Source organism: Halosimplex aquaticum (assembly GCF_028747785.1).
Taxonomy (GTDB): domain Archaea; phylum Halobacteriota; class Halobacteria; order Halobacteriales; family Haloarculaceae; genus Halosimplex; species Halosimplex aquaticum.
Genome location: NZ_CP118158.1, coordinates 702,995 through 721,807 on the forward strand (window position 1 = coordinate 702,995; position 18,813 = coordinate 721,807).

Annotated in this window: 15 protein-coding genes; 14 read left to right on the forward strand and 1 reads right to left on the reverse strand. The window is 67.5% G+C overall.

The window, feature by feature from the left end; genetic code table 11:
* Positions 1 to 34: 34 nt before the first annotated feature.
* The 9 genes from PSC72_RS03485 (at position 35) to PSC72_RS03525 (ending at position 12,091) form a co-directional block, all read left to right on the forward strand.
* Complete coding sequence (locus PSC72_RS03485) at positions 35 to 1,915, forward strand: ABC transporter substrate-binding protein (RefSeq protein ID WP_274324500.1); 1,881 nt, start codon at positions 35 to 37, stop codon at positions 1,913 to 1,915.
* Positions 1,916 to 2,034: 119 nt separating this feature from the next.
* The gene (locus PSC72_RS03490; RefSeq protein ID WP_274324501.1) at positions 2,035 to 2,637 is read left to right on the forward strand and encodes a chemotaxis protein CheC; all 603 of its coding nucleotides are present in this window, start codon (positions 2,035 to 2,037) and stop codon (positions 2,635 to 2,637) included.
* A gap of 138 nt (positions 2,638 to 2,775) precedes the next feature.
* Positions 2,776 to 4,431 carry a long-chain fatty acid--CoA ligase gene (locus PSC72_RS03495; protein WP_274324502.1) on the forward strand — a complete coding sequence of 552 codons (1,656 nt, stop codon included), beginning with the start codon at positions 2,776 to 2,778 and terminating at the stop codon, positions 4,429 to 4,431.
* 139 nt (positions 4,432 to 4,570) lie between these two features.
* Positions 4,571 to 5,725, forward strand: a complete 1,155-nt coding sequence (locus tag PSC72_RS03500; RefSeq protein ID WP_274324503.1) for an acyl-CoA dehydrogenase family protein — start codon at positions 4,571 to 4,573, stop codon at positions 5,723 to 5,725.
* A 401-nt stretch (positions 5,726 to 6,126) separates the two neighbouring features.
* Positions 6,127 to 8,028, forward strand: a complete 1,902-nt coding sequence (locus tag PSC72_RS03505; protein WP_274324504.1) for a 2-oxoacid:acceptor oxidoreductase subunit alpha — start codon at positions 6,127 to 6,129, stop codon at positions 8,026 to 8,028.
* 2 nt (positions 8,029 to 8,030) lie between these two features.
* Positions 8,031 to 8,969 (forward strand): thiamine pyrophosphate-dependent enzyme, encoded by a 939-nt coding sequence (locus tag PSC72_RS03510; RefSeq protein WP_274324505.1) that lies wholly within the window; start codon positions 8,031 to 8,033, stop codon positions 8,967 to 8,969.
* Between the two features lie 146 nt (positions 8,970 to 9,115).
* Entirely contained in the window at positions 9,116 to 9,544 is a 429-nt protein-coding gene (lrpA1, locus tag PSC72_RS03515; protein WP_274324506.1) for an HTH-type transcriptional regulator LrpA1, read from the forward strand.
* Between the two features lie 92 nt (positions 9,545 to 9,636).
* Complete coding sequence (locus PSC72_RS03520) at positions 9,637 to 11,226, forward strand: DHH family phosphoesterase (RefSeq protein WP_274324507.1); 1,590 nt, start codon at positions 9,637 to 9,639, stop codon at positions 11,224 to 11,226.
* A gap of 73 nt (positions 11,227 to 11,299) precedes the next feature.
* Positions 11,300 to 12,091, forward strand: a complete 792-nt coding sequence (locus PSC72_RS03525; RefSeq protein ID WP_274324508.1) for a CBS domain-containing protein — start codon at positions 11,300 to 11,302, stop codon at positions 12,089 to 12,091.
* Between the two features lie 14 nt (positions 12,092 to 12,105).
* Here PSC72_RS03525 and PSC72_RS03530 read toward each other — a convergent pair whose 3' ends face one another.
* Positions 12,106 to 13,086: a winged helix-turn-helix domain-containing protein gene (locus PSC72_RS03530; protein ID WP_274324509.1), complete on the reverse strand. Its 981-nt coding sequence runs from the start codon at positions 13,084 to 13,086 to the stop codon at positions 12,106 to 12,108.
* A 108-nt stretch (positions 13,087 to 13,194) separates the two neighbouring features.
* On the opposite strand from PSC72_RS03530, the gene PSC72_RS03535 reads away from it, so the two are divergent.
* The 5 genes from PSC72_RS03535 (at position 13,195) to PSC72_RS03555 (ending at position 18,810) form a co-directional block, all read left to right on the forward strand.
* The gene (locus tag PSC72_RS03535) at positions 13,195 to 14,283 is read left to right on the forward strand and encodes an ABC transporter ATP-binding protein (protein ID WP_274324510.1); all 1,089 of its coding nucleotides are present in this window, start codon (positions 13,195 to 13,197) and stop codon (positions 14,281 to 14,283) included.
* Positions 14,280 to 15,116 carry an ABC transporter permease gene (locus PSC72_RS03540; RefSeq protein WP_274324511.1) on the forward strand — a complete coding sequence of 279 codons (837 nt, stop codon included), beginning with the start codon at positions 14,280 to 14,282 and terminating at the stop codon, positions 15,114 to 15,116. Before PSC72_RS03535 ends, PSC72_RS03540 begins: the two co-directional genes overlap by 4 nt.
* Before the next feature lie 401 nt (positions 15,117 to 15,517).
* Positions 15,518 to 16,492, forward strand: coding sequence for a hypothetical protein (locus tag PSC72_RS03545; RefSeq protein ID WP_274324512.1), 975 nt, complete (start codon positions 15,518 to 15,520; stop codon positions 16,490 to 16,492).
* A 139-nt stretch (positions 16,493 to 16,631) separates the two neighbouring features.
* On the forward strand, positions 16,632 to 16,949 hold the full coding sequence (locus PSC72_RS03550) for an RPA12/RPB9/RPC11 RNA polymerase family protein (RefSeq protein WP_274324513.1): 318 nt from the start codon (positions 16,632 to 16,634) through the stop codon (positions 16,947 to 16,949).
* A gap of 160 nt (positions 16,950 to 17,109) precedes the next feature.
* The gene (locus PSC72_RS03555; protein ID WP_274324514.1) at positions 17,110 to 18,810 is read left to right on the forward strand and encodes an acyl-CoA mutase large subunit family protein; all 1,701 of its coding nucleotides are present in this window, start codon (positions 17,110 to 17,112) and stop codon (positions 18,808 to 18,810) included.
* Positions 18,811 to 18,813: the final 3 nt, after the last annotated feature.

Below are 18,813 nucleotides of genomic sequence, written 5' to 3' on the forward strand. Positions count from 1 at the left end.
TGGGTTTTATTATTCGCCGGCTGTCACGTCGGCCATGGCTGAGGAGGAGGCGAGCCGACGCCGGGTCCTGACGTGGAGTGGAACGGGTATCGCGGCGATACTGGGTGGATGTACCGGACTGATGGGGAGCGACGGGACGCCGACGGGGACGCCCTCGCCGACGCCCACGGCGACCGACACGCCGAGTCCGACGCCGACCGAGGCACCGACGCCGACGCCGTGGTCGACCGAGACGGAGACGCCGACCGACACGCCGACGGAGACGGAAACCGAGACGCCGGGGGAGACGGAGACGCCGGCCCACGAACTCCACGACGTGACGCTGGTCGGTCTGGCGCGGTCCGGACCGCCGTCGGACCTGCACTTCAACCGCTTCGGGAGTTCGCACGTGGCCGAGACGGCATCGCAACTGATCTACGAGCCGCTGGCGAAGTACCACTACGAACGCGGCGAGTTCGTCCCGTACGCGGCGACGGAGTGGTCCGTCACGCCAACGGAGATGACGGTGACGCTGCGGGAGGACCTGGTCTGGCACGACGGCCGCGCGGTGACGGCGGACGACCTCGCGCTCCAGCTCCGCCTCGGACGGCAGCTGGAACACGAGATCTGGGAGCACGTCACGGGCGTGACCGCTCGCGGCGAGCGGACGGTGGCGCTGGCGCTGGCCGAGGAGACCCACCCGAAGGTCCTCGAACACGCGCTGCTGACCGACCGGGTACACGCCCATCCCGACAGGTACGCGCAGTTCGAGGGGGGAGACGGGCAGTCGCTCGCCCAGTTCGAGGAGCGGAAACCGATCGGCAACGGGCCGTTCCGGTTCGTGCGTGCGGACGCACAGCGGTTCGAGCTCGAACGGTTCGCCGACCACCCCCTCGCTCACCGGGTGACGTTCTCGGGGTACGAACTCAGGGACCTGAACGGGAGCGCGCAGATCCAGCAGGCGCTCATCACGGACGAGGTCGACGTGGCGAGCGGCGTGTTCGCGCCGCAGCCGGTCGTCGAGAACTTCCCCGACCACGTGCGGGAAGTCCGGACGCCCGCGAAGTGGGGGTACGGCGTGGTCTTCGACCACGCGGACGAGCACTTCGGCACCCGGGAAGTCCGCCAGGCCGTCGCGCACGTGATCGACCGCGAGCAGGTCGCCGAGGCCGCCGCCCCGAACACCAATACCGGTGTGCCGATCCCCTGTGGTATCACGATCGGCGACCAGCAGCGGTGGCTCGGCGACGGACGGTCCGCCTATCCGGACTACGGCGTCGGCGCCTCCCAGACCGACGCGGCGGCGGACCTGCTCGAATCGGCCGGATACAGTCGATCGGACGGGACGTGGGAGGACGAGTCGGGCGAACCGATCTCGGCCGACTTCCTGTCGCCTTCCGGTTGGAGCGACTGGACCCCAGCGAGCCAAGCGATCGTCCGCCGGCTCGACGAGTTCGGGTTCGACGTCTCGATCGCGGTGGTTCCCGGGAACGACCTGTTCGACCGGTACGCCGAGGGCGACTTCACGATGGGCGCGTTCTACTGGACGCCGGGCGGGAGCGGCGCCGCGTTCCCCTACAACACCGCCCGGTTCCAGGTCGAACTGCCCGTCGTCGACGGCGGCCACGGCTTCCCGACGGGGGACCGGACCGTTCCCGCGCGGTCCGGTTCCGGGACGACGACCATCGACCCGCGCGAGCGTCTGGAGGTACTGAAACGGACGACCGACGCCGACGAGGCGGAGGAACTCGTCCGGGACCTGGCGTGGCACAACGCCCACGACCTGCCGATGCTCGGCGTCACCGAACGGGAGGACCAGTCGTTCGTCACCACCGACGACTGGGACGCGCCCGATCCGGGCGCCGACGCCTACGGGGTCAGGTGGCCGTCCACGTGGCTCGTCAGGACCGGCGACCTGCGGGCCGACCCGTCGTGACCGGCGCCGTCCGCGTCTCCTGTCCGACCTATCGCGGTCGTCAGTCTCGATTGCGAAAATCAGGGGGGACCGCTTATGTGGGTCGGGTCGAAACCCGTCGCCATCCCGCAGGGTCGCCAATGAGTCTGAAGATAGATATCCGCAAACTCGGGTTGTTCAACAAGATGGCGAAGGAGGGCGGCAACACCGTCGCCGGCCATCTGAGCCAGATGACAGGGATGGAGACGGAGATGGAGATCACCAAGATCAACTTCATCGACATCCCCGATATCAAGACGCACGTGGGCCACGCCGAGCAGATCGGCATCAGCATCGAGATGGTCGAGCCCCCGCACGGCCACATCCTCTTTCTCCTCGAAGCCGGGAGCGCGAAGGAGCTCTCCCACGGGATGATCGGCGACATGGGCGAGACGGACCCGTCCGCCGACGGCTTCACCGACATGGAGCGGTCGGCCATCCAGGAGATCGGCAACATCATGACCAGCGGGTTCATCGACGGCTGGGCGAACGTCCTCGACACAACCATCGACATCGGCCCGCCCTCGTTCATCTTCGGCCCCGGGAGCGGCATGGTCGACGAACTCGTCGGCGACCGCGAGAGCGACATGGCGCTCATGTTCGACTCGCACGTCCAGGCGCCGGACTCCAACGTCGACGTGAAGGTGTACACCTTCCCGGAGCTCGACGAACTCGTCGAGCTGATGCAGCAGATCGAAGTCTGAGCGACACCGCGACGGCCGCGAATCCGGTCACTTGTCGACCCGTTTTGTCGACCCGTCCAGTCGACGCGATCGTCAAGCCGCCGAAATCATATTCCAGTTTATGTAACGTTCTTACGTCGTCGATACGTGTGTTAGCACATGCCAGGTGGATCCGACCAGACGCTGCGACCGTTCGCGTGGCGCGCCGAACAGCTGTACCCCGACACGGAGATCGTCTCGCGGACGCACGACGGGGTCTTCAGGTACGACTACGACGAGTACGGCGACCGGACGGCCCAGCTCGCCAACGCGCTCGAGGAGGCCGGCTACGGCGACGGCGAGCGACTCGGCACGTTCTGCTGGAACCACCACCGGCACTACGAGACGTACTTCGGCGTGCCGGGTATCGGCGCCCAACTGCACACGATCAACCCGCTGCTGCCCGACGAGCACGTCCAGTACATCGTCGAGAACGCTCGCGACGAGACGATATTCGTCGACCGCTCGCTGCTCCCGAAACTGGAGGGCGCGGCCGCGGACGACCCGTCGGCGTTCGAATCGGTCGAGCGCTACGTCGTGATGGGCGAGTCGGTCCCAGACACGGACCTCGACGCAGTGGCCTACGAGTCGTTCGTCGGGGACCAGCCGACGAGCTACGACTGGCCCGACAACGACCAGGACCGGCCCGCCGGGCTCTGTTACACCTCCGGGACGACCGGCCGGCCGAAAGGGGTCGAGTACACCCAGGGGATGCTCTGGAGTCACACCATGGCGCTCCAGCAGCCCCAGGGCATCCCGGTGGACGACGACGACGTGGTGATGCCCGTCGTCCCGATGTTCCACGTCAACGCGTGGGGGCTGCCGTTCTCGACGACGGCCGGCGGCGCGAAACACGTCTACCCCGGCCCCAAGCCCGGACCCGGAGACCTCGCGAACCTGATCGAGGAGGAGGGCGTGACCGTCACCGCGGGGGTTCCGACGGTCTGGCTCGGGCTGATGGAGCACGTGAGAGAGAACGACGTGGACCTGTCGGCGCTCGACCGACTGGTCGTGGGCGGCAGTGCGGCGCCCGAGGCGATGATCCGCTTTTTCGACGATCACGACGTCGAACTGCTCCACGCGTGGGGCATGACGGAGACGTCGCCGGTCGGCTCGGCCGCCCACCTCAAGGGTAGCCTCGCCGACGCCGACTACGAGACGCAACTCGAAAAGCGGTCGAAACAGGGGCTCATCACGCCGGGGCTGGAGTTCAGAGTTGTCGACGACGACGGCGAGGAGGTCCCGTGGAACGGCGAGGACTTCGGCGAACTGTGGGTCAAGGGGCCGTGGGTCACCACCGAGTACTTCGAGCGCCCGGAGGCCAACGACCTGGAGTTCGAGGACGGCTACCTGAAGACCGGCGACGTGGTCTCGGTCGACGAGGACGGCTACATCAAGATCGTCGACCGCGCGAAAGACGTCATCAAGAGCGGCGGGGAGTGGATCTCCTCGCAGGAACTGGAGAACGAACTGATGGCCCACGACGACGTGGCCGAGGCGGCCGTCATCGGCGTCCCGCACGAGCGCTGGCAGGAACGGCCGCTCGCGCTCGTGGTCCCGAACGAGGGGGTCGACCGCGACGCGCTCGAAGCGAGCCTGCGCGACCACGTCCTCGAATCGTACCCCGAGTGGTGGGTGCCGGACAACGTCGTCTTCATCGACGAGGTCCCCAAGACCGCGACTGGAAAGTTCAACAAACAGGCGCTGCGCGAGGAGTACGGCGACGAGTCGCTCGTCGAAGGGCGCGTGCCCGACGACGCCGCACCGGGGGCCTGACTGGCTCTCGCCGCTTCGACCGTCGGATCGGTTACCGGACAGGGCGTCCGTCCCGGCGGTCGAGAAGTGAACGATCAACTAGTGACCCGTTTGTTGGCGTGTCAGCGTTTATTTGGGCCTCCCGCTCCTTACGGGGGACATGGAACTACTGGACGAGCGACCCGTCCCCGAGGAGGCCCGCGAGGTCAAACAGCAGGCCCGCGAGTTCGCGGCCGAACACATCGCACCGAACGCCGAGGAGTACTTCGAGACGGGCGAGTATCCCTACGAGGTCCTCGACGCGGGGATGGACGCCGGGCTGGTCGCCCAGGACATCGGCGAGGAGTACGGCGGGAAGGGCTTCTCCCTCCATCAGGTGCTCGCCATCGCCGAGGAGTTCTACCGGGCGGACGCCGGCATCGCGCTCACGCTGCAACTGGCGAGTTTCGGCGCCGAGATTCTCGAAGAGCACGGCGACGACGAACTGCAAGAGGAGTACCTCCGGCCAGTCGCGACGAACGAGCAGATCACCGGCCTCGCGGTCTCCGAGCCCGACACCGGGAGCGACCTGGCCGGGATGACCACGACCGCGGAGCAAGACGGCGACGAGTACGTCCTGAACGGCGAGAAGTACTGGATCGGCAACGGCGTCGAGGCCGACTGGGTGACTGTCTACGCGAAGACCGGCGACGACGAGAACAACCGGTACGGCAACTACTCGCTGTTCGTCGTCCCCACGGACATCGACGGCTACGAGGCCGAGCACATCCCCGAGAAGATGGCCTTCCGCGCGTCGAAGCAGGCCCACATCACCTTCGACGACTGCCGGGTCCCCGAAGACCACCTGATCGGCGTGGAGGGCGCCGGGTTCTACATGCTCGCCGAGTTCTTCAACCACGGCCGCGTCGTCGTCGGCGGTCACGGCATCGGCATGGCGGCCGCGGCCATCGAGGAGGCCTGGGACTTCGTCCACGACCGGGAGGCGTTCGGCCGCTCGGTCGACGAGTTCCAGGCGGTCCAGCACAAGCTCGCGGACATGCGGACGGAGTTCGAGGCCGCCCGCGCGCTGAACTGGCGCGCCGCCGACCACGTCACCAGCAACGACGACGCCGGCTTCTGGGCGGCGATGGCGAAGCTCAAGTCGACGGAGACGGCCAACGACTGCGCCCAGAAGGCCATGCAACTGCACGGCGGCCGCTCGGTCCTCCACGACCGCCGGATCGCCCGCGTCTACCGCGACGTGCGCGTCCCGGTGATCTACGAGGGCGCGAACGACATCCAGCGCAACCTCATCTACAACCAGGCGCCGAAGTAACGACTGCTTTCGGCGGCCGTCCGAACCGCCGCACCTGCATTTTCCTGACACTACCGCTCCTCTAGCGACCCGGCCGTCGATCGCGACGCCGATTCGACCGGGAACTGCCGGCTGTTCGATCGGACGATATTCCGTCGCAGAGGGATTGAGGCCGCCACGTAGAGCGATCGATCGTTTCAGTGACGGTTGTAGGAAACGGTTTCCTGAAATAGAGAACGGATACCGAGATATACGACAGCGATCGTATGTGCGTGCAGTTGTCACCCTCGCCCGAGTTCAGGCGCGAGAGACTCCGTACCCATCCTTCACGATTATTAGCCGGTGACAGAGTGAAAACGCTTTAGTCGGGTCCAGTCCTCGTTTCGTTCACGGCACCCGAATCGGGGCCGATCGATGTATCCATGACAGATCAGGAACTAATATGGCGGATTGCGGGTGGTTCCGGCGACGGTATCGACAGCAACAGTCGGTACTTCGCCAAGGCCCTCATGCGCTCGGGTCTCGACGTATTCACACACCGACACTACCCGTCCCGGATTCGGGGCGGTCACACCTACGTGGAAGTACGGGCCACCCCCGACGAGGCGCGCTCGCGCGGGGACGGCTACAACTTCCTGCTCGCGCTCGGTGACAGTTTCGCTCGGAACCCCCAGGAAGACGCCTACTACGGCAACGAGGAACTGAAACCCCTCACGGAGAACTTGGACGACCTCCGCGAGGGAGGCATCATCGTCTACGACTCGGGGCTCATCGACGAGGAGCAGGTCGCGGAGATCAACCTCGAGGAACGCGCCGAGGAGAACGACTGGCACGTCTACCCGGTCGACCTGCGCGGCATCGCGAAGGAACACGGCCGCGAGATCATGCGCAACAACGCCGGGATCGGCGTCACGGCCGCGCTCCTCGACATGGACACGACCGAGTACGAGGGGATCATGGAGGAGATGTGGAACGACGACATCCTGGAAGCCAACCTCGCCGTCATCCAGGACGGCTACGAGCGGGCCCAGGAGTTCGACCAGGACCACGACATCTCCATCCCCGACCACGACGAGCCCGAGGAGCCCCAGGCGCTCGTCTCCGGCAGCGACGCCATCGCCTACGGCGCGCTCGACGCGGGCTGTCGGTTCATCGCCGGCTACCCCATGACCCCGTGGACCGACGTGTTCACGATCATGTCCCAGAACCTGCCGAAGTTCGGCGGGATCTCCGAGCAGGTCGAGGACGAGATCGCCGCGGCGTGTCTCGCGCTCGGTGCCAGCCACACCGGCGTCAAGGCCATGTCCGGTTCCTCCGGCGGCGGGTTCGCCCTGATGAGCGAACCGCTCGGACTCGCGGAGATGTCCGAGACGCCGGTCGTCCTCATCGAGGCCATGCGCGCAGGGCCCTCGACGGGGATGCCGACCAAGCCCGAGCAGGGCGACCTCGAACACGTCCTCTACACGAGCCAGGGCGACTCCACGCGCGTCGTGCTCGCACCCGGTGACCAGAAGGAGTGTTACGAGCAGATCCGGACGGCCTTCGAGATCGCCTACGACTACCAGATCCCGACGATCCTGGTGTACGACCAGAAGCTCCAGGGCGAACTGCGCAACGTCGACGCGAGCTTCTTCGACCGCGAGCCCGACCCGGACCCGGGATCGGTCATCACCGAGGAGGAGATCGCCGAGGCCGCCGAGCACCACGCGGGCAAGTTCAAGCGCTTCCAGTACGACGCCGAGGGCGGCAAGGAGGGCGTCAGCCCCCGCTCGGTGCCCGGCCAGAAGGGCGGTCGCTTCCTCTCGACCGGGAACGAGCACAACGAGGCCGGCCACATCAGCGAGGACCCCGACAACCGCGTCCTCCAGATGAACCGTCGACTCGGCAAGCTCGACTCCATCCGCGAGGAGCTCGACGAGAAGGGCAACCAGACCCACCACGGTCCCGAGGACGCGGAGTACGGGATCATGTGCTGGGGCAGCCACCAGGGCACCGTCTTCGAGGCGGTCGACCGCCTCAACGACGCCGGCCACTCCGTCAAGGCCATCGGCGTCAGCGACCTGATGCCCTACCCCGAGGAGGAGGTCTCGGCGTTCCTCGAATCCGTCGAGGAGTGCCTCGTCGTCGAGATGAACGCGACCGCGCAGTTCCGCGGGCTCACCCAGAAGGAACTCGGTCGCTTCGGGCCGAAGCTCTCCAGCCTGCTGAAGTACAACGGCAACCCGTTCGAACCGGCGGAGATCGTCGAGGGCTTCGAGTCCAGCATCGAGGGCGAGGAACTCGCCGTGAGCAATATGAAGTACGTACCAGCGGCAGGTGACTAACAATGAGTGCATTCAGCGCCATCGGCGAACAGCGAGAGGCTGAGGAGGACGAGTTCACACCCGGGATCGAGCCCCAGCCGACGTGGTGTCCGGGCTGTGGCGACTTCGCGGTGAACAACGCCCTGAAGAAGGCCATGACCCGCCTCGGGAAGAACCCCGACGAGGTGCTGGTCTGTACGGGCATCGGCTGTTCGGGCAAGCTGAACAGCTACTTCGAGAGCTACGGGTTCCACACCATCCACGGGCGCGAGCTCCCGGTCGCACGCGCGGCCAAGCTCGCCAACCCGGGCGTCGAGGTCATCGCCGCCGGCGGCGACGGCGACAACTACGGCATCGGCGGGAACCACTTCATGCACTCGGCTCGTGAGAACCACGACCTGGTGTCCATCGTCTTCAACAACGAGATCTTCGGCCTCACCAAGGGCCAGACCTCGCCGACGAGCCCGAAGGGCCACAAGTCCAAGACCCAGCCCAGCGGGAGCGCGAAACAGCCGGTTCGCCCGCTGTCGCTGTCGCTGGCCTCGGGGGCCTCCTACATCGCCCGCACGGCGGCGGTCAACCCGAACCAGGCGGCCGACATCATCGCCGAAGCCGTCGAGCACGACGGCTTCGCCCACGTCGACTTCCTCACGCAGTGCCCGACGTGGAACAAGGACGCCCGCCAGTACGTCCCCTACACCGACGTGCAGGAGTCCGACGAGTACGACTTCGACGTCACGAACCGGGAGGAGGCCGGCAAGATGATGTACGAGGTCGAGTCCAAGCTCTACGAGGGCGAGGTGCTGACCGGTCGCTTCTACAAGGCGCCCGACCGCCCGTCCTACGGCGAGGAGAAGCGCGCGACGGGCGAGATGCCCGAGGAGCCGCTGGCCGAGCGCTACTTCGACGAGGACGCCGAGTGGGAGCGCTGCGCCGAGCAGCTCATCGAGAAACACACGTAAACCCTACCGACCGGCGATAGACGGCGCTGTCCGTCTCGCGCCGATCCGCCGTCCGCGGCGGGCGACGCTGCCGACCCGGATCGACCCGCCGGAACGGCGTTTGTGGTTTCGGAAGATATTTTTCGTCGCGAGGTAAATTAAGGTGTATGAGCGCCGAATCGACGGAGGAACGAATCCTCTCCGTCCTGGAGGAGGACGCCCAGGCCTCCTACGCCGAGATAGCGGACCGGGTCGAGGTATCGAAGCCGACGGTCCGCAAGTACATCCAGCGCCTCGAAGACGAGGAGGTCATCGTCGGCTACTCCGCCGACGTCGACCCGAAGAAACTCCCGGGGCAGTCGATCGCCCTCGTCGGGATGGACGTCGAGAGCGAACGCTACGTCGAAGCGATCCGCGAACTCAAGGGTATCGAGGAGATCGAGTCTCTCTACACCTCTAGCGGCGACCACATGTTGATGGCCGAAGTCCGGGCGCCCGACGGGGACGCGGTCGGCGACGTCATCGAGTCCCGGATAAAAGACGTCGCGGGCATCAGCGCCGCTCACCCTTCCTTCCTCCAGGAACGACTGAAGTGACGGACCGGCGCGGACAGGGGCCGCGAACCGGTCGATTCGCAGGGCGAAACGAGTGTGATGGTTTTTTACCTGCCGTTCCCTGACCACAGGGTATGACGTCCCGCCTCGTTCTGGGGACCGGGTCGCTCGCGGGCGCACTCGTCGGTGAACTCAGCGGCCGGGAGGGGCGCCTCTCGGTCGTCTCCGCCGACGAGAACGCGGTCCGGACGCTCAGAGAGGAGGGAGTCGCGGCGGAGGTCGGCGACCCCACGGAAGAGGCGACACTACGTGAGCGCGATCGGCCCGACACCGTCGCCGTCGCGACGACGGACCCGGGGACCAACGTGGCTGCGGCGCGGGCCGTCCGGCAGGTGTTCCCGGGCGCGTTCGTCCTCGCCTACGTCGGCGAGCGGCCCACCGACGACGAGGTAGCGGCCATCGAGGTCGTGGCCGACGAAGTCGTCGACCCGCGGGCGGTGACAGCCGAGCGGTTGCTGGAGAAAGTCGGCGACGACGGCCTGCGGACGCGGAAGCTGATGAGCGTCCTGCGCGACGTCGACGGCCGGCTGGCGATCGTCACCCACGACAACCCGGACCCGGACGCCATCGGGAGCGCGGTCGCGCTCGCCCGGATCGCAGACGCGGCGGGCTGTCAGTCCAACATCTGCTACTTCGGGGACATCACCCACCAGGAGAACCGGGCGTTCGTGAACGTCCTGGAGTTCGACCTCGTCAACCTCGAACCGGACGCGGACCTGTCGGACTACGACGGCGTGGCGCTGGTCGACCACTCCCGGCCGGGGGTCAACGACGGGCTCCCCGACGACACGCCGGTCGACGTCGTCATCGACCACCACCCGCCGCGGTACCCGGTCGAGGCGCGGTTCGTCGACCTCCGGAGCGAGGTGGGCGCGACCAGCACGCTCCTGGTCGATTACTTCCGGACGCTCGGCATCACGCCCACGCGGGAGGTCGCGACGGGCCTGCTGTTCGGGATCCGCGTCGACACCGACGAGTACACCCGCGAGGTCAATCCGCAGGACTTCGAAGCGTCGGCCTTTCTCGCCCCGCACGCCGACGCGGGGACCCTCGACCGGATAGAGTCGCCGAGCATGAGCGCGGAGACGCTGGACACCATCGCGCGGGCGATCCGCAACCGCGAGCGCCACGGGTCGGGGCTGTTGAGCTGCGTCGGTGAGCTGACGGACCGCGACGCGCTCGCCCAGGCCGCGGACCGGCTGCTCGACCTGGAGGACGTGACGACGACGCTCGTCTACGGCATCAGCGACGGGACCATCTACGTCTCGGCGCGCGCCCGCGGCACGGACCTCGACCTGGGCGAGACGCTCCGGGACGCGTTCGGCCAGATCGGGAGCGCCGGCGGCCACGCGGACATGGCCGGAGCGCAGATCTCGCTGGGTCTGCTGGACGCCATCGACGCCGACGACGAGTCGCTCAACGAGGTCGTCCGCGCCATCGTCTCCGATCGCTTCCTCGACGCGATGGGATCGCGGTCCCACCGCGTCATGGCCGGGCTCCACGCCGATGACTACCACGGCTCCGGGCTCGCCGGAGGGCCGCGGTCCCTGGAGGACATCGCCGCCAGCGGGCTTAGAACCGATGATGGGGAGACGCCCGACGGCGACCCATTCGGGGACGACCGCGACATCGACGGAGAGTCCGACGACGAGCCCGACCGGTGACCGGTCGCCGACCTCCCGGCGGTCGTCGGCTTCAGGCGGTGTGTTTTTGGCGGCGCGCCGACTCTGACCGCTAATGGTCGAGGAGGGCGCGCTGTCAGTGAAAGACTACATGACCCGCGAGGTCGACACCGTCTCGCCCGACGACACGGTCGGCGACGTCGCCGCAAAGATTGCCGGAAGCACCGAGCACAGCGGCTTCCCGGTGTGCGACGGGCGCCACGTCGAGGGGTTCGTCAGCGCTCGCGACCTGCTCCAGGAACCCGACGCCGAGCCAATCTTCAAGGTGATGAGCGACGACCTGCTGGTCGCCCACCCCGACATGAACATCGACGACGCCGCGCGCGTCATCCTGCGCTCGGGCATCCAGAAGCTCCCCGTCGTCGACGACGCCGGCAACCTCGTGGGCATCATCAGCAACGCCGACGTGATCCGCTCGCAGATCGAACGCGCGACGCCCGGAAAGGTCGACAACCTGATGCAGACACTCGAGAACATCCACGGCGTCGCCGTCTCTCAGGAGCGCCGCGAGGTGCCGCTCGCGGACCTGACGCCGACGCAGGCGAAGGTCTACGCCGACGAACTGGAGGGGCGGCGCTACGAACTCGAACGTCGTCTGGCGGAACCGCTCGTCGTCATCGACAACGACGGCGACCTGTTGCTCGCCGACGGCCACCACCGCGTCAAGGCCGCCGCACGCCTCGACATCGAGTCGATGGACGCCTACGTCATCGTCCTCTCCCAGCCCGTCGACCTCGGGATGGCCAAGACGGCCGAGAAGGAGAACCTCAGTTCGATCGACGACATCGACGTCGTCGACTACGCCCACCACCCGCTGGTCCAGAAGACCCACCGGCTGCGGGACTGAGGACGGCGACTCCGTCACTCGCGCTCGTACTCGACGACGTTCGTCTCCCCGTCGAGCCACAGCCGGAGCACGTCGCCGTCGAGTTCGACGTCGACGCGAACGCGGACGGGGTCGTCGGACTCGAGGACGCCACGACCGAGGTGACAGAACGGCAGGTCGACGTAGGGGCGGCCCCGGATCGGCTCGTCGTGGTGCTGGTAGAACGCCATGACGGCGGTGTGTTCGACGACGCACGCGCCCGGCGGGAGGTCGAACGAGATCCCGCACTGCTGGCAGTCGAACGCGGCGAGCAGAGCGTCTTCGGGGATGTCGGCGTCTATCTGCGACGACAGCGACGTGTCCGTCGCGGGCAGTCGCCCCTCGATCGGTCCCCAGCAGTTCGGACAGACGCCCGCCTTGGCTCGCTGGACCTGCTGGCGCAGGTCGAGCATCGTTATCTCAACCAGTTCCGCCGTGGTGTGATGGTCGGCCGCGACGGGCGGGAGCGCGGTCCCGTTGAAGACGTCGTGGTCCGGGCAGCGGATCCGGAAGTACTGGTCGTCGTAGACGCCGACGAGCGAGCGGTCACAGCGGGAGTGCGGACAGTCGTACGCGACCTCCTCGCGAAACGGGTCTCCCGGACCGGTGTACCGCCCCGACTCGACCGCACCGACAAGTTGCACGCCGCGATTGCGCAGGTGATACTCGTCGCCGTCCTTGACGACCAGCGGCCCGCAGAGCTTCTCGAGGTGGTAGCTGAAGTTGCCGGCGTCTTCGACGCCCACGGCGCGGCGCAACTCGGCGAACGTCGCGCCCGCCCACTGCCAGTTCGACTGGCGCTCCGCGGCGAGTTCGCGAACGATCGCCAACCGCGTCTCGTCGGCGAGCAGCTCGAACACCGCCGTCGGATCGGCGCGACCGGTCGCCGTCCGCCCGCCCCGATCGTCGTCTGGGCCGCTGTCACCGCTACTACCGTCGCCATTGCCCACCCCACGGGATTCACCGCGTTCGACCATGCGATCCGTTGCCCAGCCGCCGGAAAAACTGTTGTGTCGTGTCAGTCCCCAAACTGAACGGCCGTGCAGGAAATCGTTATGGGTTGACACCGGCAACGATGTCCCACGATGACCACGGCACCCGAACAGGTCCCCGACGAGGTGGCGACGGTCGGCGAGCGGGCTAAACCAGCGGCGAGCGGCGACGAGGCGGCCCTCTCGGTGCGGGACCTGACAAAGACCTTCGGCGATGGCGAGGAGACGGTCCGGGCGGTCGACGATGTGAGTCTCGACGTCCGGCCCGGGACGGTGGTGGGCGTGCTCGGTCCGAACGGCGCCGGCAAGACGACGCTCATCAAGTCGGTCCTCGGACTGGTGATCGCCGACGAGGGGGACGTGCGCGTCGCGGGCGTCGACGTGTACGACGACCCGCGGGCGGCCTACGCCCGCGTCGGTGCGATGCTGGAGGGGGCTCGCAACGTCTACTGGAAACTCACCGTCCGCGAGAACCTGGAGTTCTTCGCGGCGGTCGGCGGCGAGTCCCCCGGCGCGCTCCGCGAGCGCCACGACGCCCTCCTCGAACAGCTCTCGCTCGCCGAGAAGGCCGACGAGCCGGTCAACGACCTCTCGCGGGGCCAGAAGCAGAAGGTGTCGCTGGCCTGCGCGCTCGCCCGCGACGTGGAGGTCGCGTTCCTCGACGAACCGACGCTCGGCCTCGACGTCGAGTCCTCGGTCGAACTCCGGCGGGAGATCCGTCGGCTGGCCGATCAGGAGGACATGACCATCGTCCTCTCCAGCCACGACATGGACGTGGTCCAGGACGTCTGCGACCGCGTCGTCATCATGAACGGCGGCGAAGTCATCGCGGACGACGCCGTCGCCGACCTGATCGACGTGTTCCGCACCTCCGCGTACCGCCTGGTCGTCGGTACCGACGCCGACGGGAGCGAGACCGCGGTCGACGACGAGACGCGCGAGCGACTCCGCGACGCGTACGACGTCGATACCTTCGAGTCCCGCGGCGAGCGGACGGCGTTCGACGTGGCGCTGGGCGACCCGGAGCGGTTCTACGACCTCATGGACGACCTGCGGGACGCGGATCTCACGGTCCACGAGGTCGAGTCGATCGATCCCGACCTCGAAGACGTCTTCCTCGAACTGACCAACGGCGACGGGGCTACCCCCGCAGATCGGGCGAACGGAGGTGACCGGCAGTGAGCGCCGAGGCGGCACCCTCGGAGCGCGGCGCGACAGGCGGTCGAGAGTGGGAGCGCGCCACCGGGGGCTACGGGACGCTGCTGTGGGCGCTCGCCAAGAAGCGGGCGCTGCTGATGTACCGCTACCCGCTGAACACGCTGTCGAGCCTCGCGGTGACGTTCCTGATTTTCGGCATGGTCTTCTTCGGGGGCCGGGCGCTCTCCAGTCGGGCGCTCACCGACAGCCTCGGCGGCATCATCGTCGGCTACTTCCTCTGGAGCATGGCGCTGACCGCCTTCTCGGGCCTGGCGTGGAGCGTCACCCGCGAGTCCCAGTGGGGCACCCTCGAACAGCTGTACATGTCCCCCTTCGGCTACGGCCGGGTGATGCTCGGGCACATCGCGGTCCGCGTCGTCGAGAGCTTCGGGTGGGGCGCCGCCACCCTCGCGTTCATGCTCGCGCTGACGGGCGAGTCGCTCCACTTCCCCGTCGAGACCATCGTGATCGTCACCGTCCTGGCCATCGCGCCCGCGATCGGGATGGGATTTTTCTTCGGCGGACTGGCGCTTTTGTACAAGCGCGTCGAGAACGTCTTCAACGTCCTGCAGTTCGTCTTCCTCGGGCTGATCGCCTCGCCCTCATTGGACGTGTTCTGGGTCCGCCTGCTCCCCATCTCCCAGGGGAGCTACCTGCTCGCGGTGTCCATGCAGCGGGGCCGACACCTCTGGGAGTTGCCGCCGAGCGAGGTCGCCCTGCTCGTCGGCACCGCGGTCGTCTACTTCGGACTCGGGTACGGGGCGTTCCAGTGGATGGGGACGCGCGCTCGCCAGCAGGGGCTGATGGGCCACTACTGACGGTCGCTGCCGCGGGTAGCCCGTTCGGTGACCGCACGGCCGGTAATCACAGGCTACGAGGGGTTGCCTCCCGCGGAGACGCGGACGCATCTGCTTCGAATCCGGTCGGACGTCCGGCGTCCGGTGAACACCCATCCGTGAGTAACCGGCACGGAATCGCACGCGCCGGTCGATAGACCCGCAGGAACTCCTTTGAGCGTATCTCTGTCTTACCCGGATATGATACAGACTACCGCCCGGACCCGGACCGATTTGCACGGGCGTTCCACGGCCAGCGAGCCAGCGACCGTACCGACGCTGTCCGCCCCGAACGATTCCTCGCCGCGTCCGTTCGATCGTGGGGGGCGACGCCGCTACAGGGGCGCTACCGACGACGAGCGCGCCAAGGGGGGCCAGTGAGGATGTCGACCCAGAGCGTCCAGTCGGAGCCCGAACCAGTCGATCACCTCCGGCGGATCCGGCAGGTGACGCTGCCCGAGCGCGTGGAGCGGTTGGCCGACGCGTACGACGACCACTTCGAGGAGCGCGACCGGTTTCTCTGGCGGTGGATCTACTCGCTGTTCCCCTCCTTCACGCTCTCGTCGGTCGCCGAGGAGCACGCCGCGCACGTCCGCGAGCAGAAGACGATCCTCACGATGTACGTCACGGTGCTCGACGACCTGATCGAACACCGCGGCGACCGCCGGACCTTCCGGGAGGCGTGTCGTCTGTCCTGTGACGTCGTCGACGCCGACCCCGAGCGGGCCGCCGTCGACGCCGAGACGTTCGCGTTCGTCGAGCGCCTCTGGACGGAGTTCGCCGACGGACTCGCCGACGCGCCCCGCCGCGAAGAGTTCGCGGACATCTTCGCCTACGACTTCAGCCAGACAGCCGACGCGATGGAGTACAGCGCGCTGCTCAGCGACAACCCCGCCATGGCGAACCTGACCGGCGCGACCCAGTACGACTCGCACAACATGGTAATGTTCCCCTACGCGGACGTCGACCTGATGTACTCCCCGGCGTTCGATCCGGCGGACCTGGGTGCGCTCCGGAACACCCTCTGGGACCTCCAGGAGTTGGCCCGCATCGGCAACTGGCTCACGACCTGGGAACGCGAGGTCGGCGAGGGCGACTACTCCGCGGGTATCGTCGTCGCCGCCATCGAGGAGGGCGTCGTCTCCCCCACCGAGGTCGCGGCGACCGACGACGCCGACGCGGTCGTCGAAGCGATCCGCGCGAGCGGCATGGAAGGCCGCTTCCGTCGGCGCTGGCAGCGCATCTACGAGGACGTCCGCGCGCGCCACGCGACGGCCGACAGCGTCGACCTGGCGGCCCTCGTCGACGGCATGGAGACCGTCTTCGAGTACCACCTCGCCACCGAGGGGCTGAAGTAGCGACGCTCCGCGGCCCTCCGTTCTCCGGGAGATCCCGTCTGTTCAGTAGAGGGCCGTATGCAGCACGAACAGTCGCCCGAAATCTACGACGGATTTGAAGTCAACGCATATATCCGACGGTCGTGTATTCCGACTCACGATGCGATTCTGTGACGAGTGCGGTTCGATGATGCACACGGAGGGCGACGAGTGGGTGTGTCGCTCCTGTGAGAACGGGGCGCCGCGGGACTCGCGAGCGGAAGCGGCGATGACGACCCAGGACGGACAGCGGGACGACGGGGCACCCGCCGTGGCCGACGCGACCCAGGACTCCGGCGAGACGATGCAGGAGCCCTGTCCGGCGGACGACTGCGACAGCGACCAGGCCTACTACGAGATGATGCCGAAGCCGGGCGGCTCCTACGAGGTTCGGCTGTTCACCTGCGTCGAGTGCGGCCACAAGTGGCGCGAGTCCTGACGGCGTCTCTCGCGAACGCCGCCGCTTACTGAGACACAGACAGCCACGTCAGACTCTCGACTCCCGGGATACTCGGTCTCGTGTGGTGCCACAGATCGAACCGACCAGGCCGATCGCCCTCGCCCGAACCCTTATGCGCGCTCCGGCAATATTTGCGTGCATGTTCGACGACGAGGACCTCGCCGCGATACGCGAGTCCCGCGAGGAGTGGGATTCCGAAACGCTCGGCCCCGTCCTCGACGGGTACGGCGAGCGTAACGACCGCTTCGCGACGGTCTCGAACCACGAGGTCGACCGGCTCTACACCCCGGAGGACGTGGCCGACGTCGACTACGAGGAGGACCTGGGATTTCCCGGCGAGCCGCCGTACACTCGGGGGGTGTACCCGACGATGTACCGCGGGCGCACGTGGACGATGCGGCAGTTCGCGGGCTTCGGGACGCCGCGGGAGACCAACGAGCGGTTCCACTACCTCATCGACGAGGGCCAGACCGGCCTCTCGACGGCCTTTGACATGCCGTCGCTGATGGGGCTTGACTCCGACGACCCGATGAGCGACGGCGAGGTGGGCCGCGAGGGCGTGGCGGTCGACACCCTGCGAGACATGGAGATCATCTTCGACGGCATCGACGTGAGCGAGGTCTCCACCTCGTTCACCATCAACCCGAGTGCGCCGGTGATATACGCGATGTACGTCGCCATCGCCGACCAGCAGGGCGTCCCCCGCGAGGAGATACGGGGCACCCTCCAGAACGACATGCTGAAGGAGTTCATCGCGCAGAAGGAGTGGGTCGTCCCGCCCCGGCCGTCGCTGGACCTCGTCGTCGACACCGTCGAGTTCGCCGTCGACCAGACGCCCAAGTTCAAGCCCATCTCCATCTCGGGGTACCACATCCGCGAGGCCGGCTCGACCGCCGTCCAGGAACTCGCGTTCACCCTCGCCGACGGGCTGGCCTACGTCGAGGCCTGCGAGGAGCGCGGCCTCGACGTCGACGAGTTCGGGCCGCAGCTCTCCTTTTTCTTCAACTCCCACAACTCCATCTTCGAGGAGGTCGCGAAGTTCCGGGCCGGGCGGCGCGTCTGGGCGCGGCTCATGGACGAGTGGTACGACGCCGGCGACGAGGCCCGGGCGATGAAGTTCCACACCCAGACCGCCGGCCAGTCGCTGACCGCCCAGCAGCCGCTGAACAACGTCGTCCGGGTGACCATCCAGGCCCTCGCGGGCGTGCTCGGTGGCACCCAGAGCCTCCACACCAACAGCTTCGACGAGGCGCTCGCGCTCCCGAGCGAGGAAGCGGTACGGGTCGCGCTGCGGACCCAGCAGATCATCGCCGAGGAGTCGGGCGCAGCGGACATCGTCGACCCGCTGGGCGGCAGTTTCGCCGTCGAGGCGCTCACCGACGAGGTCGAGGCCGAGGCGATGGCGTACATCGAGACCATCCGGGAGATGGGCGACGGCTCGATGACCGAGGGCGTCCTGACTGGCATCGACGAGGGCTACTTCCACCGGGAGATCCAGGACGCGGCCTACGAGTACCAGCAGCGCGTCGAGGACGGCGACGAGGTGGTCGTCGGCGTCAACGCCTACACCGTCGAGGAAGACACCGAACCGGACCTCCTCAGGGTCGACGAGGAAGTCCAGGAGACCCAGCTGTCGCGGCTGGACGAGGTGAAAGCCGAGCGCGACGACGAGGCCGTCGAAGCGGCGCTCGCCGCGCTGGAGGAGGCCATCGACGCCGACGAGAACGTGATGCCCTACGTCGTCGACGCGGTCAAGGCCTACGCGACGATGGGCGAGATCATGGCCCTGTTCGAGGCGCGCTACGGCACCTACCGGGAGCAGATCGGGACGGCCGACTGACCC

Coding starts and splice junctions, on each gene's coding strand:
- PSC72_RS03485 (WP_274324500.1), top strand. CDS start 35: ATGGCTGAGGAGGAGGCGAGCCGACGCCGGGTCCTGACGTGGAGTGGA.
- PSC72_RS03490 (WP_274324501.1), top strand. CDS start 2,035: ATGAGTCTGAAGATAGATATCCGCAAACTCGGGTTGTTCAACAAGATG.
- PSC72_RS03495 (WP_274324502.1), top strand. CDS start 2,776: ATGCCAGGTGGATCCGACCAGACGCTGCGACCGTTCGCGTGGCGCGCC.
- PSC72_RS03500 (WP_274324503.1), top strand. CDS start 4,571: ATGGAACTACTGGACGAGCGACCCGTCCCCGAGGAGGCCCGCGAGGTC.
- PSC72_RS03505 (WP_274324504.1), top strand. CDS start 6,127: ATGACAGATCAGGAACTAATATGGCGGATTGCGGGTGGTTCCGGCGAC.
- PSC72_RS03510 (WP_274324505.1), top strand. CDS start 8,031: ATGAGTGCATTCAGCGCCATCGGCGAACAGCGAGAGGCTGAGGAGGAC.
- lrpA1 (WP_274324506.1), top strand. CDS start 9,116: ATGAGCGCCGAATCGACGGAGGAACGAATCCTCTCCGTCCTGGAGGAG.
- PSC72_RS03520 (WP_274324507.1), top strand. CDS start 9,637: ATGACGTCCCGCCTCGTTCTGGGGACCGGGTCGCTCGCGGGCGCACTC.
- PSC72_RS03525 (WP_274324508.1), top strand. CDS start 11,300: ATGGTCGAGGAGGGCGCGCTGTCAGTGAAAGACTACATGACCCGCGAG.
- PSC72_RS03530 (WP_274324509.1), bottom strand. CDS start 13,086: ATGGTCGAACGCGGTGAATCCCGTGGGGTGGGCAATGGCGACGGTAGT.
- PSC72_RS03535 (WP_274324510.1), top strand. CDS start 13,195: ATGACCACGGCACCCGAACAGGTCCCCGACGAGGTGGCGACGGTCGGC.
- PSC72_RS03545 (WP_274324512.1), top strand. CDS start 15,518: ATGTCGACCCAGAGCGTCCAGTCGGAGCCCGAACCAGTCGATCACCTC.
- PSC72_RS03550 (WP_274324513.1), top strand. CDS start 16,632: ATGCGATTCTGTGACGAGTGCGGTTCGATGATGCACACGGAGGGCGAC.
- PSC72_RS03555 (WP_274324514.1), top strand. CDS start 17,110: ATGTTCGACGACGAGGACCTCGCCGCGATACGCGAGTCCCGCGAGGAG.